This is a genomic window from Pseudomonas sp. FP2338, from assembly GCF_030687515.1.
Lineage (GTDB): Bacteria > Pseudomonadota > Gammaproteobacteria > Pseudomonadales > Pseudomonadaceae > Aquipseudomonas > Aquipseudomonas salomonii.
Genome location: NZ_CP117436.1, coordinates 2906381 through 2922676 on the forward strand (window position 1 = coordinate 2906381; position 16296 = coordinate 2922676).

The window sequence follows — 16296 nt, forward strand, 5'->3', positions numbered from 1 at the left end:
GCACCATAGCGCATTCAGGCGGACTTGATCATGAACTGCACGATGCCCCCCTGTGGGAGCGGCGGTTCGAAGCTTCGACTTGCCCGCGATTGCAGTGTGCCAGTCAAAACATCTGATCCTGATATACCGCTATCGTGGGCAAGCCCGCTCCCACATTTTGACCGAGTTCTGTCGGGTTAATCAGGCTTGCTGCGCCTGCGCACCAGCTTCATCACCACCACAAAAAACACCGGCACAAACACCACCGCCAGCGTCGCGGTGATCATCCCGCCGATCACGCCTGTACCAATCGCCTGCTGGCTGGCCGAGCTGGCGCCGGTGGCAATCGCCAATGGCACCACACCGAGGATAAACGCCAGCGAGGTCATGATGATCGGCCGCAACCTCAGCCGCGCGGCCTTCAGGGTGGCGTCGATCAAGTCTTCACCCTGATCAACCAGGTCCTTGGCAAACTCGATGATCAGAATCGCGTTCTTCGCCGATAACCCGATGATGGTGATCAAGCCGACCTTGAAGAACACGTCATTGGGCATGCCACGCAAGCTCACCGCCAACACGGCGCCAAGCACACCCAGCGGCACCACCAGCAACACCGAGGTGGGTATCGACCAGCTTTCGTAGAGTGCCGCCAGGCACAGGAACACGATCAGCAACGACAGGCCCAACAGCAGCGGCGCCTGGGAGCCGGACAAGCGTTCCTGCAACGACAACCCGGTCCATTCCTGGCCCAGGCCGGCCGGCAATTGGCTGACCAGGCGCTGGATTTCTTCCATGGCCTCACCGGTACTGTGCCCCGGCGCCGCTTCGCCGCTGATGGAAATCGCCGGGTAGCCGTTGTAACGCGTCAACTGCGCCGGGCCTTGGGTCCAGCTGGCTTCAACAAACGATGACAAGGGCACCATCTGGCCGGCGCTATTGCGCACGTTGATCTTCATCAAGTCCGCAACCTGGCTGCGTTGGTCGCCTTCAGCCTGCACCACCACCCGCTGCATGCGGCCCTGGTTGGGGAAGTCGTTGACATAGGCCGAGCCGATGGCCGAGGACAGCACATTGCCCACATCGGCAAACGACACGCCCAAGGCGTTGGCTTGCTTGCGGTCCACTTGCAACTGCACTTGCGGTGCTTCGGCCAAGGCACTTTCGCGCACGTTGGCCAGGATCGGGCTTTTTTCGGCGGCGGCGAGCAACTCGGTGCGCGCCTGCATCAGCGCGGCATGGCCGACGCCACCACGGTCCTGCAAGCGGAACTCGAAGCCGCTGGAAGTCCCCAGGCCGTCAACCGGCGGCGGCAGGATCGCGTAGGCAATCGCGTCTTTAAGCTCGCTGAACGCTTCGTTGGCACGGTCGGCAATTGCCGAGGCCGAATCTTCGCTGCTGCGCTGCGACCAATCCTTGAGCGTGGTAAAAGCCAGCGCCGCGTTCTGCCCGGAACCGGAGAAGCTGAAGCCCATGATCATGGTGGTATCGCCCACCCCAGGCTCGCCAGCGTTGTGCGCCTCGATCTGCTCGGCCACCTGCACCGTGCGGTTCTTGCTCGCGCCCGGCGGCAGCTGGATATCGGTGATGGTGTAACCCTGGTCTTCCACCGGCAGGAACGAGGAGGGCAGGCGGCTGAACATCCACCCCAGGCCCACCAGCAGCACCAGATAAATCAGCAAGTAGCGGCCGCTGCGCTTGAGGGCATAGGCCACCCAGCCTTCATAGCGGTCGGTCAGGCGCTCAAAACGGTTGTTGAACCAGCCGAAGAAACCGCCCTTGGCATGGTGCTCGCCCTTGGCAATCGGCTTGAGCAAGGTGGCGCACAGTGCCGGAGTCAAGGTCAGGGCCAGGAACGCCGAGAACAGGATCGAGGTGGCCATCGACAGCGAGAACTGCTGGTAGATCACACCCACAGAACCTGGCATGAACGCCATCGGCAGGAACACCGCCACCAGCACCAACGTGATACCGACGATGGCGCCGGTGATCTGGCCCATGGCTTTTTTCGTTGCGTCCTTGGGCGACAGGCCCTCGGTGGCCATAATGCGCTCGACGTTTTCGACCACCACAATCGCATCGTCCACCAGGATACCGATCGCCAGCACCATGCCGAACATGGTCAGCACGTTGATCGAGAAACCCAGCAACAGCATGGTGGCGAAAGTGCCCATCAGTGCAATCGGCACCACCAGGGTGGGGATCAAGGTGTAGCGCACGTTCTGCAGGAACAGGAACATCACTGCAAACACCAGCGCCATCGCCTCCAGCAAGGTGTAGACCACCTTGGTGATCGAGACTTTGACGAACGGCGACGTGTCGTAAGGGATCTTGTACTCCACGTTGGCCGGGAAGTAGCGCGACAGCTCGTCCATCTTCGCCCGCACCAGGGTGGCGGTGTTCAGCGCGTTGGCGCCGGGCGACAGTTGCACACTGACGGCGGTCGACGGCTTGCCGTTCAGGCGCGTGGAGAACTGGTATTCCTGGCTGCCGACTTCCACCCGCGCCACATCGCCGATGCGCACGGTGGAGCCGTCGGGGTTGGCCTTGAGCACGATGTCGGCAAATTCCGCCGGGGTCGACAACTGGCCCTTGACCAGGATTGCGGCGGTGATTTCCTGGGTCTTGGTGCCCGGCAAATCCCCAATGCTGCCCGCCGAGACCTGGGCGTTCTGCGCGCTGATCGCGGCATTCACGTCAGCCGGCGTCAGGTTGAAACCGATCAGCTTCTGCGGGTCGATCCAGATGCGCATGGCGCGTTCGGCGCCGTACAGCTGGGCCTTGCCCACGCCGTCCAGGCGCTTGAGCTCGTTCATCACGTTGCGCGCCAGGTAATCGCTGAGCGCCACGTCGTCGAGCTTGCCGTCGTTGGAGGTCAGGGTCACCAGCAGCAGGAAGCCGGCGGAGACTTTCTCCACCTGCAAACCTTGCTGGGTCACGGCTTGCGGCAAGCGCGGCTCCACCGCTTTTAAGCGGTTTTGCACATCCACCTGAGCCATTTCCGGGTTGGTGCCCGGCTGGAAGGTTGCGGTAATGGTGGCCGAGCCCAGGCTGCTTTGGGATTCGAAGTACAGCAAGTGATCGGCGCCGTTAAGCTCCTGCTCGATCAGACTGACCACGCCTTCATCCAGGGTCTGGGCCGAGGCGCCGGGGTACACCGCGTAAATTTCCACCTTGGGCGGCGCGACGTTGGGGTACTGGGCCACCGGCAACTGCGGGATGGCGAGCGCGCCGGCCAGCAGGATAAACAGGGCCACCACCCAGGCGAAAATCGGGCGGTCAATAAAGAACTGCGGCATGGCGGGTTATTCCTTGACTGGCTGGCCGGAGGCGGGGCTGTCATCCACCTCGACTTTTTCACCGGGGCGCGCGTGTTGCAGGCCTTCGACGACGATACGGTCACCGGGCTTGAGGCCGCTGCTGACGATCCAGCGGTCCTCGATCACCGCGCCCAGTTCCACCGGCTGCTGGCTGACGGTCTGCTCGGCGTCCAACAGCAGCACCATCGGGATGCCGGCGCTGTCACGGGTGATGGCGCGTTGCGGCACGCTGATACCTTGCTTGTCCACGGCCTGTTCGAGGCGCACGCGCACAAAGCTGCCCGGCAACAGGTCGAGGTCCGGGTTGGGGAACTCGCTGCGCAGGATGATCTGCCCGGTGCCCGGGTCGACGCTGATTTCGGCAAACAGCAACTTGCCCGGCAACGGGTACAGGCTGCCGTCGTCCTGGATCAGCGTGGCCTTGGCCTGGTCCTGGCCGACCTGCTTCAAGTTGCCGGCGCGAAAGGCGCGGCGCAGGTCATTGAGTTCGCGGGTCGACTGGGTGAGGTCGGCGTGGATCGGGTCCAGTTGCTGGATAATTGCCAGTGGCGTGGCCTCGTTCTGGCCGACCAGCGCACCTTCGGTTACCAGCGCACGCCCGATACGCCCGGAAATCGGCGCGGTGACGGTGGCGTAGCCCAGGTTCAACCGGGCGCGCTCGACCGCGGCCTTGTTGGCGGCGACTTCGGCGTTGGTCTGGCGCAGGTTGGCGCGGGCATTGTCGTAGTCCTGGCCGCTGATGGCGTTGCCTTCGACCAACTGGCTGTAACGCTGCTCTTGCAGGCGGGCCTGGAACGCGTTGGCCTCGGCCTTGCTCAGGTTGGCCTGGGCGCTGTCCAGGTCGGCCTTGAACGGCGCGGGGTCGATGCGAAACAGCACGTCGCCCTGTTTGACGTCGTGGCCTTCCTTGAACACCCGCTGCATCACTACGCCGGCGACCCGTGCGCGCACTTCGGCAATGCGCGGCGCGGCGATGCGCCCGCTCAATTCGCTGGTGATCGAGAGAGGCTTGCTCTGCAGGGTTTCGATGCGCACTTTGGCCAGTGGCGTCTCTGGCGCTTCATCGGCCGACTGGCCACAGCCGCTCAGGGCCAGCGTCAGGGCCAGCAGGCAAAACGGCGCAAACAGATTCTTCGACATGCTCATATCCCAATATTGACTGGCGCATCCTAAAGACACCTGCGCCTTGGTGCTGTGAAGCTGTGTAGGCCGTGTGTGAAGAAGTGTAAGGTGCGGCGCGCTGCGCGACGGGGGCGTATATCCTTGCACAATCCTGCAACACACCAACAAACAGTATTATTTGGAAACACCATGCCCAACATCCTCCTGGTGGAAGACGACGCCGCACTCTCCGAGCTGATTGCCAGCTATCTGGAACGCAATGGCTACCACGTCAACGTGCTCAGCCGTGGCGACCATGTGCGCGAACGGGCACGCCTTAACCCGCCGGACCTGGTGATCCTCGACCTGATGCTGCCCGGCCTCGACGGCTTGCAGGTTTGCCGCCTGCTGCGTGCCGACTCGGCGGGCCTGCCGATTCTGATGCTCACCGCCCGCGATGACAGCCACGATCAAGTGCTGGGCCTGGAGATGGGCGCCGACGACTACGTGACCAAGCCCTGCGAGCCACGTGTGCTGCTCGCCCGTGTACGCACCTTGCTGCGCCGCAGCAGTTTGTCCGAACCGCAGGTGGCCAATGACCAGATCGTCATGGGCAACCTGTGCATCGACCTGTCGGAGCGCACTGTGACGTGGCGCGAGCAGGCGGTGGAGTTGTCCAGCGGTGAGTACAACCTGCTGGTGGTACTGGCCCGGCATGCCGGTGAAGTGCTCAGCCGCGACCAGATCCTGCAACGCCTGCGCGGTATCGAGTTCAACGGCACCGACCGCTCGGTGGACGTGGCCATTTCCAAGCTGCGGCGCAAGTTCGACGACCACGCCGGGGAGGCGCGCAAGATCAAGACCGTGTGGGGCAAGGGCTACCTGTTCAGCCGTTCCGAGTGGGAATGCTGATCCATGTTTCGTGTACTGCTGCGCCTCTACCTGGTCACCATCATTACCTTCAGTGCCGCGATCTTCCTGATACCCAAGTTGGTGATCCAGCTGTTTGAACACCGCTACATGGACTACAACGTCGAACAGACCCGTGGCCTGCAAAAACTTATCGTCAAGCAGTATCTGCGCGCGCCGGTGGAGCGTTGGTCACATGTGACCGAACAACTGAACCGGGATTTCGCACCGCTGCAAGTCAAGTTGCTGCTGCGCCAGGACGCCAGCTATACGCCCGAGGAGGAGCAACTGCTGGAGCACGGCAAGCCGGTGATCCGCCTGGGCGAGTGGGGCTGGATGGAAGACATCAGCTCGCCGATCAACCAGCAGTTTGCGGTGAAACTGAGCATCCCGCCGGACCCGCTGGACATGAACCTGTTGTACTGGTCGATGAACGTACTGATCGGCGCGGCCTTGCTCGCCTGCCTGCTGTTCTGGCTGCGCCCGCACTGGCGTGACCTGGAGCGCCTGAAAAGCACCGCCGCGCAATTGGGCCGGGGCAACCTCAGTGAGCGCACGCAGATTCCCGCCAGCTCCAACATCGGCAGCCTGGCGTCGGTGTTCGACACCATGGCCGACGACATCGAACGCCTGCTCAACCAGCAGCGCGACTTGCTCAACGCCGTGTCCCATGAACTGCGCACGCCGCTGACGCGCCTGGACTTCGGCCTGGCCCTGGCGCTGTCCGAAGACTTGCCCCAGGCCAGCCGCGAGCGCCTGCAAAGCCTGGTGGCGCATATTCGCGAGCTGGACGAGCTGGTGTTGGAATTGCTCTCCTACAGCCGCCTGCAAAACCCGGCGCAGCTGCCGGAGCGGGTCGACGTGGTGCTCGATGAGTTTATCGACAGCGTGCTGGGCAGCGTCGATGACGAACTGGAAAACCCCGAGATCGTCATCGACGTCGCGCTCGACTGCACCGTGGAGCGTTTCAGCCTCGACCCACGTCTCACGGCCCGGGCGTTGCAGAACCTGTTGCGCAATGCCACACGCTATTGCGACAGGCGCATCCAGGTGGGGGTCAAGGTCTGCGCCGACGGCTGTGAAATCTGCGTGGACGACGACGGCATCGGCATTCCGGTGGAACAGCGCGAGCGCATCTTCGAACCCTTTTACCGCCTGGACCGCAGCCGCGATCGCGCCACTGGCGGCTTCGGCCTCGGCCTGGCGATCAGCCGGCGCGCCATGGAAGCCCAGGGCGGCACCTTGACGGCCCTGGCCTCGCCCCTGGGCGGGGCGCGGTTCAGGGTGTGGTTGCCTGCGCAGCTTGGTTAGAAAAAACGCCGGGAAGGGCGCACACTGTGTGCCCCGCTTTACCCGAGGAGAGAGTCGCAATGACTGGTGTTCACACGTCTGCTCAACAAGGTTTTTCGACCCAGGCCGCCACCTACGCCCAAGGTCGTCCGGATTATCCCCGCCAACTCACTGGCTGGTTGACCAACACGCTGCTGATCAATGCACAGTCGACCGTGATCGACCTGGGCGCCGGCACCGGCAAGTTCACCCGTTTGCTCAGCACCCTGGCGCCCAGCCTGATTGCCGTCGAACCGGTCGAGGCCATGGGCGCGCAACTGAGCAAACTGTTGCCGGATGTACGCCTGCTCAGCGGCACCGCTGAAGCTATACCGCTGCCGGATGCCAGCGCCGATGCGCTGGTGTGTGCGCAAGCCTTCCACTGGTTCGCAACCGAGGCCGCACTGGCCGAGATCCACCGCGTGCTCAAGCCCGATGGGCGCCTGGGGCTGGTGTGGAATGTGCGCGATGAATCGGTGGATTGGGTTGCGGCCATCACCGAAATCATTACGCCCTATGAAGGCGACACGCCGCGTTTTCATACAGGGCGTTGGCACGAAGCCTTCACGGGTGAGTATTTTTCCGCGCCGCAAATGAGCTGCTTTGCCTATCAGCATGTGGGCAGCCCTCAGGAAGTGATCATGGATCGCTTCCTGTCGGTAAGCTTCATCGCGGCGCTACCCGCCGCGCAAAAGGCCACGGTGACCGAGCAATTGCGTCAGCTGATCGACACGCACCCGGCACTGCGTGGGCGCGACACTGTGGCGTTCCCGTATCAGACCCAAGCGTATGTCTGCCAGCGTCTGACAGAAAAAGCATAAAGTCAGATCATATTGATATAAGTCGTTATAAGAAAAATCGCTATCCTGCGGCCAGAATTTTATAAGGCCGCGGGTAGTTGTAATGGATGTAGGCAATATTGGTTTTGTAGTTGCTGGCCTGATCGTTGGTTTTATCGTCGGCATGACCGGGGTCGGCGGGGGCTCTTTGATGACGCCGATCCTGTTGTGGTTCGGGATCAACCCGGCCACCGCCGTGGGCACTGACTTGTTATATGCCGCCATCACCAAGTCCGGTGGTGTGCTGGTGCACAGCAAGAACCGCAATATCGATTGGGCCATCACTGGCTGGCTGACCTTGGGCAGTGTGCCGGCGGTGCTTTTGACGCTGTGGTTTTTGGCCAGCCTGCACACCGACCCCAGTGCGATGAATGCGGTGATCAAGCAGGCGCTGGGTTTTGTGCTGCTGCTGACGGCGCTGGCGATCCTGTTCAAGAAAAGCCTGCTGGCTTTCGCCCAGCGGCATGCGGGTGATGATTATCACATGAGCCCGCGTAACCTTAACGCGCTTACGGTGCTCACCGGTGCGATCCTGGGCACCATGGTTGCGTTGACGTCTATCGGCGCCGGTGCCCTCGGGACTGTGGCGTTGTTTATCTTGTATCCGTTCCTGGCCACGCGGCGTCTGGTCGGCACCGAGATCGCCCACGCCGTGCCGCTGACCCTGGTGGCGGGCCTGGGGCATGCCAGCATGGGCAATATGGACTGGCATCTGCTGGGCTTTTTGCTGATGGGGTCGTTGCCGGGGATTTACCTGGGCAGCCACATGACCGGCAAAGTCCCGGACGGCGTGTTGCGACCGTGTCTGGCGGTTATGTTGATGGCCATTGGGTATAAGCTCGCGTTCTAAGGTGGGAGCTGGCTTGCCTGCGATGGCATCAACTCGGTGTGCCTGATGTACCGAGGTGTCTGCATCGCAGCGGTGCGACGATTCGACAAGCCAGCTCCCACAGGTGGTCCGCGTCAGGCCTTCCCGGGCCCATTCCCGATCTGCCACACAAACGGCGGCTCGGCTCCGTTGATCACCCAATCCCCCACAATCCGCGCCTTATAGATCACCGGGTTATGCGACGACACGGTTCGCGCATTGCGCCAATGGCGATCCAGCGCTTTACCCTGGCGTACATCCGACGCCCCCAGCGCATTGAACAGCTCACTGGTAGCCCGCTGAACCAGCTCCGACACCACCACCTGCGCTGTCGCCGATTCAATCTCGGCAGCCACGTTCGCCTCACGCTCAGCCACCGCATCCCCGGCAAACCGTGCCAAGTAAGCCCGTTGCGCCGGCACCGCAGCTTTCAACGCACTGGCCTCGGCGGCATACACCAGGGCGGCCACTTCACCCACCACTTGCTGAACCTGCGCGTCCTGGCTGACATGCGCCGCATTGCCATGGCTGTAGATGCGTTTACGATTGCGCACCTGCTGCGCCACGTCGTTGAGCGCTGCACGGCCGATGCCGGCCAGGCTCGCCAGCAGCACCAGTTGGTAAAACGCGGTCTGGTATTTGAAGCGGGTAGCAAAGTCGATCACGTTGTCGGCCTCAACCACCGCATCGGTAAACCGCGTGGTGCCGCTGCCCGTGGTGCGCTGGCCGAACCCGTCCCAGTCATCACGTTGCACCACGCCAGGCTGGCGCGTGCGGGTGGCGGCGATCACATCGGCGCCGGTGTCGCTGCGCTGGGCGTACACGTCGATCCAGTCGGAGAAAATGCTTCCGGTGCTGTAGAACTTTTCGCCGTTGAGCTTCCAGTTGTCGCCATCCGGGCTGACCTGAGTGACCACATCGCCGATCGCCACGTTACCGATTTCGGTCCAGGCGCACCCGACGATATCGCCGTCGACAAAACGCTTGAACCACAGGTCGCGACCCGCGCCAGGTGGCGCGTTCAGGCGGTCCTCGGCAAAGGCGAAGTGCCCGCGCAGCGCCTGGGGCACATTGGAGTCGGCCGCCGCCAGTTCGATCAGCAGCTCAAACAATTGCGGCAGGGACGCGCCGCCGCCGCCGTATTCCACCGGCACCCGCACCGCGCCGAACCCTGCGTGTTTGAGCCACTCGATCGGCTCATAGGGCAGGGCGCGCGCCTGTTCACGCGCCACGGCCCCTTCGGCGATGCGCTGGAAGATCGGCCGAAAGCGCGCGGCAAGTGTGGGGTAATCGACGCCGATGGACAGCGGGTTGATGACATGTTGCTCGGTCATGGGATACGGCTCCTGGGCAGTGATCAATGCTTAGCGGATTGCACAGTCCGTGCCGGGCGGCGCAGCCCGTATTTGCTGGGGCTGGAGCCCAACTGCTGTTGCTCCAGCAACAGTAAATCGACAAATCAAGGCCATCTGCGACATTCGCCCGCTTGGCAACCACCACGGCGATTTGCGCCACAACGCCCATGGGGTGGTGCTTTGATGATGTCTGGCACGCTTGCTGCTCAAGCCTGGTTACATCCTTTCCTGCGAGGTACTGCCAGATGAGTCTGCAAGCCGTGAAATTTGCCTATTGGGTACCCAACGTCAGCGGTGGGCTGGTGGTCAGCAAGATCGAACAGCGCACTCACTGGGGCATCGACTACAACCGCAAGCTTGCGCAGTTGGCCGAGGCGGCCGGCTTCGAATATGGCCTGACGCAAATTCGCTTCACCGCAGGGTACGGCGCCGACAACCAGCATGAGTCCGTCGCGTTCAGCCATGCGTTGCTGGCGGCAACCACCACGCTCAAGGTGATCGCGGCGATCCTGCCTGGCCCTTGGCAGCCGGCGTTGGCAGCCAAACAACTGGCGACCATCGACCAGCTCACCAACGGGCGCATTGCGGTGAATATCGTCAGCGGCTGGTTCAAGGGCGAATTCCAGGCCATCGGCGAACCCTGGCTGGAACATGACGAGCGTTATCGCCGCTCCGAGGAGTTTATCCGCGCCCTCAAAGGCATCTGGAGCCAGGACGATTTCACTTTCAAGGGTGACTTCTACCGCTTCAACAATTACAGCCTCAAACCCAAGCCACTTGGCCAGCCGGAAGTGTTCCAGGGCGGCAGCTCACGGGCGGCGCGGGACATGGCGGCCCGCGTGTCGGACTGGTACTTCACCAACGGCAACACGCCCGAAGGCATTAAGGCCCAGGTTGACGACATCCGCACCAAGGCCGCGGCCAATCACCATTCGGTGAAGGTGGGGGTAAACGCCTTTGTGATCGCCCGCGACACCGAAGAAGAAGCCCGCGCCGTGCTCGCCGAAATCATCGACAAGGCCGACCCGGAAGCGGTGAATGCGTTTGGCGATGCGGCCAAACAGGCGGGCAAGGCCTCACCGGAAGGCGAGGGCAACTGGGCCAAGTCCAGCTTCGAGGACCTGGTGCAATACAACGACGGCTTCAAGACCAACCTGATTGGCACACCGCAGCAGATCGCCGAGCGCATTGTCGCGCTCAAGGCTGTGGGCGTGGACCTGATACTGGCTGGCTTCCTGCATTTTCAGGAGGAAGTCGAATACTTCGGAAAGCGCGTCCTGCCGCTGGTGCGCGAGCTGGAAGCCAAGGCCGGGGTCAAGCAGGTGGCTTGAACAGCACCACCGCCGCGCGCAATTGTTTGCTGCCAAAACGACACATGCGCTCGAACTCCCCATGGCTGACCGGCAGATGCTGGCAGTCCAGGGGCTGGCGATGCTGGCTGTGGTCCACATCGGGGTCGTGCAGGTAGACGAACTCTTCGTCGCAGTCGGTGACCATCACCCAGTGCGGCGACTTGGAACGGGTGAGGCGGTAGCTGCTGATCAGCACCAGCGGCTGCCCGCCGGCCTGCAGTACCTGCGGTAAATCCAGGGCGCCGCCGAGTATCTGTTCGACGTCGCTGCCGGCCAATTCCTCTTCAAACGCTTCGTGCACTAAGCGCATCACGTCCTTTTTGTGCGGGTCGCGCACGCCATCGAGAAACAACGGCCCGCGCACATTCACCTGCATACGCACCCGAAAACCCCGGCGCCAGGCCGCCAAAGCCAAGCCTTGCGGGCTGCAGCCGCCATGGCCTGCGGTCATGAACACGGTGGTGGCTTCACGCCAGATCTGCAGTTCTTCGCGCCGCCCGGCCACGCGACCTGGCAGCAACGCGCCCATGGCCATCAGCAGGCATGCGGCGCCACAGGTGAAGTCGGTGGTCTGCTGGTAATACGGCACGCTCTGGGGGCGTGCGACCTGGTGCTGGAGGATGCGTTTTTCCAGCCGAATAGCGGCGGTGTGATCTTCGTAATAGTCATTGATCAGCGCAAAGCGGCGATAGCCATTGCGCTCGTACAGCGCCAGGGCGCCGGGGTTGTCGGTGCGCACTTCCAGGCGCAGGTAGGCGCAGTCATGTTCCAGGGCGCAGGCCTCGATGCGCGTCAGCAATTGCTTGCCCAAACCCATGCCGCGCGCGTGCTCGGCGATGGCGATGGAGTACAGGCGCGCCAGCGAGGTGCCGCGATGGAACAACACCAGTGCATAACCGAGCAACTGCGCGTCGTTTTCCGCCACCAGTAACTGGCCATGGGCACGGCTGATCATCCACTGGAAACTGCGCGGCGAGAGCCGGTCGGTGGTGAAACAGTGCTGTTCCAGCGCGACCAATTCGGGCACATCAGCGGGTATTGCAACGCGAAAGGAAAGAGCCATATGACCGCCGTAAAAGTTGCGTAACGAAACGGGACTTCTCTAAAAGATCGTGCTTAATAGAAAAGGTCGAGTTCTCTAAAGCGGATCAAATATTATGTCAGCGGTACAAGGTCATTGGCGTGAAGTATCCGAGCAAAACGTCGCGGCGACAATAACTTCCAGCGGTTATTTATCGGTCGCGACCAAAGGGTCCAGTCAAGTGGTGATCATTGTCGAACGCAAGGAAGATTGGGCCTCCTACTTTCCCAGCGAAGACATCGTGACGGCCCAGGAATACCTTGAACAAACCCGTGAAAGCGAGACGGGCAAGCGTGTGCAGGTCATCAACCTGTGGCGCAGCTACAAGTATCTGGGGCACGGCTACTACTGCTCGTTGCTGGCCGAAGCGCGTGGGCACAAGGTGATTCCGTCGGTGCGCACCATCAGTGAACTGACTAAAAAGTCGCTGTATGGCTTGGCACTGGACGACCTGGATAAAACCCTCGATAAAGCCCTGAGTCATCACCTTTACAGCAATACCGAAGGTTTTACCCTGACACTTTATTTTGGTCGAACCAATATAGAGCCGCTGCAAGAGTTGGCCCGCCAGTTATTTGAAACCTTTCCGTGCCCGATCTTGTTAGTTGAGTTTCGCAAACACAATGGCTGGCATATCGACGGGGTCAAGTCCGGCGTGTTGCACAAGTTGCGCGATGACCAGGAAGACCAGTTCGCCCACGCCCTCGACAACTTCAGCCGCAAGATCTGGCGCCAGCCGCGCTCACGCCGCTTGGCGCGGTATGACCTGGCGATTCTTCACGACCCGCAGGAACAACTGCCGCCGTCCAATGCCCGCGCCCTGGACAACTTTGTGCGGGTCGGCAAGGGCCTGGGCATCGATGTGGAGCTGATCGAGCGCAAGGATTATTCACGCCTGGCCGAGTACGACGCCTTGCTGATCCGCGAGACCACCAGTGTCGACAACCACACTTACCGCTTTGCCAAAAAAGCCGAAAGCGAAGGCCTGGTGGTGATGGACGACCCGGCGTCGATCCTGCGTTGTACCAACAAGGTCTACCTCACTGACCTGCTCAACAGCCATCAATTGGGCATGCCCGCCACCGAGATTCTCTACAAGGAGCGACCGGAGGACTTCGAACGGGTTGGCGAGCGCCTGGGCTTCCCGTTGGTGTTGAAGATCCCCGACGGTTGCTTCTCGCGCGGCGTGATCAAGGTGGAAAGCCAGGAAGCCCTGCTCAAGGCTACCGCCGAGTTGTTCGAACATTCGGTGCTGTTGCTGGCCCAGGAGTTTTTCTACACCGAGTACGACTGGCGCATTGGCGTGCTCAACCGCAAGCCGATCTTTGCCTGTCAGTACTTCATGTCCAAGGGCCATTGGCAGATTTATAACCACAAGGCCATCGGCCAGGACATCAACGGCGAATGCCGCACGCTGGCGGTTCACGAAGCGCCCAAGGCGGTGGTGGAGCTGGCGGTGAAAACCGCCAACCTGATCGGCGACGGCCTTTATGGCGTCGACCTCAAACAGTCCGGCGACAAAGTGGTGGTGATCGAGGTCAACGACAACCCGAACATGGACGCCGGTATCGAAGATGCCTATTTGCAAGACGACCTGTATGCGTTGGTGCTGGAGGAGTTCGTACGGCGCCTGGAGTTGAAACGCCAGGGCCAGGGCTGGTGACGCGCGATGATCCAGCGCTTTGAACTGGCCGACGGAAAACTGTGCAAAGCGGACAAGGACGACGCAGCAATCATGCTGTTCAACAACCCGGACGCGGCCGAGCGCGAGTGGCTGCGCGACCATCACAAACTCGATGAACACGCCCTGGCTTCGGCGCTGGACCCGGATGAAGTCTCACGCATCGAGTTTCACCCCGATAATCTGTTTTTGATCTGGAAACGCCCGGAGAACTACTCCGGCGGCGGCAGCCTGATGTTCGAAGTGGCCTCCTGCGGGCTGTTGTTTTCGCCTGGCCGCTTGCTGGTGATCGCCACGGATGACACCCCGTTGTCCGGGCTCGGCGCACGCCGGCCGTTGCATACGCCACTGGATGTGTTGCTTGATCTGCTGCTTAACAACATTCACCACTACCTGGGCCACCTCAAGGTAATCAAGCTGGTGGCGCGGGAGTTGCAGCAACAGTTCAACGCGTCGATGAGCAACCAGCACCTGATGCAGATGTTCAACCTCAGTGAGAGTTTGATCTATTACATCAACGCGCTGCACAGCAATGGCGCGGTGTTGTCGCGGTTGCGCAACCACGCGGAAAAGGAACATTTCAGCGCCGAAGTGCTGGGCTTGATCGATGACCTGATCATTGAGAACCACCAGTGCTACAAGCAGGCGGAGATCTATTCCAACGTGTTTTCCGGGCTGATCGATGCTCGCGGCAACCTGATGAATAACAGCATGAACAACCTGTTGCGCAAGCTGACGTTGATCAACGTGGTGTTTCTGCCGCTCAACCTGATTGCCAGCGTGGGCGGGATGTCGGAGTTCAGCATGATGACGGCAGGCACGCCGTGGTGGGTGTCGTACCCGTTGTTGATGGTGGCAATGGGGGTGGCGGCGGGGTTGATGGTGTTCGGGCTCAAGCGCATAGCCGGCGGCGCCAGTCGCGCGTGAACCCACTGCAGCGTGTGGGAGCTGACAGGTAGGGTGGCCAAATTCCTCTGTGGCGAGCGGGCAAGCCCTAATGCCAGTCAGTTAAGCGAACGAAATGCTCAAAGCAGCGAAGATCAAATGTGGGAGCGGGCTTGCCCGCGAAGACGTCGGCCCAGCAAACATTGATGTTGACTGACCCACCGCTTTCGCGAGCAAGCCCGCTCCCACAGGGGATCTGCGCTTAACTGACGGGCATTAGGGCAAGCCCGTCAGTTAAGCGCTCCTGTGCAAGCGGTGTGTCAGTGACACACAGTCGATGCTATCGCAGGCAAGCCAGCTCCCACAGGTTATGCGTCGGTGTGCGGTTGCAGTGTCAGCACCTCAAAGCCGCCCGCCGTCACCGCCACGGTGTGTTCCCACTGCGCCGACAGGCTGTTGTCCTTGGTCACCACCGTCCAGCCATCCTTGAGGTCGCGCACCTTGGCGCTGCCCTGGTTGAGCATCGGCTCGATGGTAAACACCATGCCTTCGCGCAGTTCCAGCCCGGTGCCGGGGCGGCCGAAGTGCAGCACTTGGGGCTCCTCGTGCATCTGCCGGCCGATGCCGTGGCCGCAATACTCACGCACGACGCTGTAGCCGTTGGCTTGCGCATGGCTCTGGATCGCATGGCCGATATCGCCCAGTCGGGCGCCGGGGCGAACCTGGCGAATGCCGGCCCACATGGCTTCGAAGGTCTGTTCCACCAGGCGCCGGGCCTTGGGCGCCACATTGCCGATCATGTACATCTTGCTGGAGTCAGCGATAAAGCCGCCTTTTTCCAGCGTGATATCGATGTTGATGATGTCGCCGTCTTTCAACACCTCCTTGGCGCTGGGCATGCCATGGCACACCACTTCGTTGATCGAGGTGTTGATGCAAAAGGGGTAGTCGTATTGCCCAAGGCTCGCCGGGCGGGCGTTGAGGTCGTTGCGGATGAAGGCCTCGACGGCGCTGTCCAGCTCCAGGGTCGAGCGCCCGGCAGCGACAAAACCGTCGAGCATGCTGAATACCTGGGCCAGCAGGCGCCCGGATTCGCGCATCACCGCCAGTTGTGCGGGGGTCTTGATCATCAGCCGCGCCCTCGGATCAGGTCGGGTTTGTCCAGCAACAGCTTGTTGATCAGCTCGTTGTAGGGCAGGTGCGGGTTGAGTTCGGCCAGCAGGCCGATCTTGATCCAGAACTCGGCCTGGGCATTGATGGAGCGGTCCATGGCGGCGCTGGCCAGGCGTAGCTGTTCGTGCAGTTGGTCGGTGATCTTGACGATGCCCATGGGGTTCACTGTGTTAGATGGATATACAAAGCGTATACGTTTCGTATATCGATCGTAAACCCCAACCGGCCAAATGGCGACAGGCCATTGACTTGCCCAACCACCGCCGGTTAATTTCGGTGCATGACATTTCAAGCCTTGCGCCGCCAGCCGAGCATTATTATTACCGCCATTCCTCATTTGGCGGGATAGCACACGGCTGCACCCAAACCCGCCCTAGAGGCGGGTTTTGTTTTTCCGACTCCTGGGCAGCACACCAACACCAGGAGA

At 61.5% G+C, this 16296-nt stretch carries 13 protein-coding genes; 7 read left to right on the forward strand and 6 right to left on the reverse strand.

Going from position 1 to position 16296, the window contains the following annotated elements; translation table 11 throughout:
• Positions 1-176 precede the first annotated feature (176 nt).
• A complete protein-coding gene (locus PSH96_RS13175) occupies positions 177-3275 on the reverse strand; it encodes an efflux RND transporter permease subunit (protein WP_305459619.1) in 3099 nt (1032 codons plus the stop codon).
• Positions 3276-3281: 6 nt separating this feature from the next.
• Positions 3282-4436, reverse strand: coding sequence for an efflux RND transporter periplasmic adaptor subunit (locus tag PSH96_RS13180; protein WP_305459620.1), 1155 nt, complete (start codon positions 4434-4436; stop codon positions 3282-3284).
• Between the two features lie 171 nt (positions 4437-4607).
• Between PSH96_RS13180 and PSH96_RS13185 the strand changes: the two genes are divergently transcribed.
• From PSH96_RS13185 to PSH96_RS13200, 4 genes are all read left to right on the forward strand, one after another.
• On the forward strand, positions 4608-5309 hold the full coding sequence (locus tag PSH96_RS13185; protein ID WP_017135033.1) for a response regulator transcription factor: 702 nt from the start codon (positions 4608-4610) through the stop codon (positions 5307-5309).
• A 3-nt stretch (positions 5310-5312) separates the two neighbouring features.
• Positions 5313-6617, forward strand: coding sequence for an ATP-binding protein (locus tag PSH96_RS13190; RefSeq protein ID WP_305459621.1), 1305 nt, complete (start codon positions 5313-5315; stop codon positions 6615-6617).
• 59 nt (positions 6618-6676) lie between these two features.
• Positions 6677-7456 (forward strand): class I SAM-dependent methyltransferase, encoded by a 780-nt coding sequence (locus PSH96_RS13195; protein WP_305459622.1) that lies wholly within the window; start codon positions 6677-6679, stop codon positions 7454-7456.
• Positions 7457-7538: 82 nt separating this feature from the next.
• Positions 7539-8324, forward strand: coding sequence for a sulfite exporter TauE/SafE family protein (locus tag PSH96_RS13200; RefSeq protein WP_305459623.1), 786 nt, complete (start codon positions 7539-7541; stop codon positions 8322-8324).
• Between the two features lie 113 nt (positions 8325-8437).
• On the opposite strand, the gene PSH96_RS13205 is transcribed toward PSH96_RS13200, so the two are convergent.
• Positions 8438-9676, reverse strand: a complete 1239-nt coding sequence (locus PSH96_RS13205) for an acyl-CoA dehydrogenase family protein (RefSeq protein WP_305459624.1) — start codon at positions 9674-9676, stop codon at positions 8438-8440.
• 266 nt (positions 9677-9942) lie between these two features.
• On the opposite strand from PSH96_RS13205, the gene sfnG reads away from it, so the two are divergent.
• The gene (gene sfnG / locus PSH96_RS13210) at positions 9943-11028 is read left to right on the forward strand and encodes a dimethylsulfone monooxygenase SfnG (RefSeq protein WP_305459625.1); all 1086 of its coding nucleotides are present in this window, start codon (positions 9943-9945) and stop codon (positions 11026-11028) included.
• On the opposite strand, the gene PSH96_RS13215 is transcribed toward sfnG, so the two are convergent.
• Positions 11012-12112: a GNAT family N-acetyltransferase/peptidase C39 family protein gene (locus PSH96_RS13215; protein ID WP_305459626.1), complete on the reverse strand. Its 1101-nt coding sequence runs from the start codon at positions 12110-12112 to the stop codon at positions 11012-11014. The genes sfnG and PSH96_RS13215 overlap by 17 nt on opposite strands.
• Before the next feature lie 94 nt (positions 12113-12206).
• Here PSH96_RS13215 and PSH96_RS13220 point away from each other — a divergent pair, with 94 nt between their 5' ends.
• Together PSH96_RS13220 and PSH96_RS13225 are read left to right on the forward strand one after the other, a co-directional pair.
• Complete coding sequence (locus PSH96_RS13220; RefSeq protein ID WP_305459627.1) at positions 12207-13793, forward strand: RimK family protein; 1587 nt, start codon at positions 12207-12209, stop codon at positions 13791-13793.
• Positions 13794-13799: 6 nt separating this feature from the next.
• Positions 13800-14738: a magnesium transporter CorA family protein gene (locus PSH96_RS13225; protein WP_305459628.1), complete on the forward strand. Its 939-nt coding sequence runs from the start codon at positions 13800-13802 to the stop codon at positions 14736-14738.
• Positions 14739-15064: 326 nt separating this feature from the next.
• Here PSH96_RS13225 and map read toward each other — a convergent pair whose 3' ends face one another.
• Both map and PSH96_RS13235 read right to left on the reverse strand, forming a co-directional pair.
• On the reverse strand, positions 15065-15826 hold the full coding sequence (gene map / locus PSH96_RS13230; RefSeq protein ID WP_305459629.1) for a type I methionyl aminopeptidase: 762 nt from the start codon (positions 15824-15826) through the stop codon (positions 15065-15067).
• On the reverse strand, positions 15826-16026 hold the full coding sequence (locus PSH96_RS13235) for a ParD-like family protein (RefSeq protein ID WP_017135045.1): 201 nt from the start codon (positions 16024-16026) through the stop codon (positions 15826-15828). The genes map and PSH96_RS13235 overlap by 1 nt, the downstream gene beginning before the upstream one ends.
• Between the last annotated feature and the right edge of the window lie 270 nt (positions 16027-16296).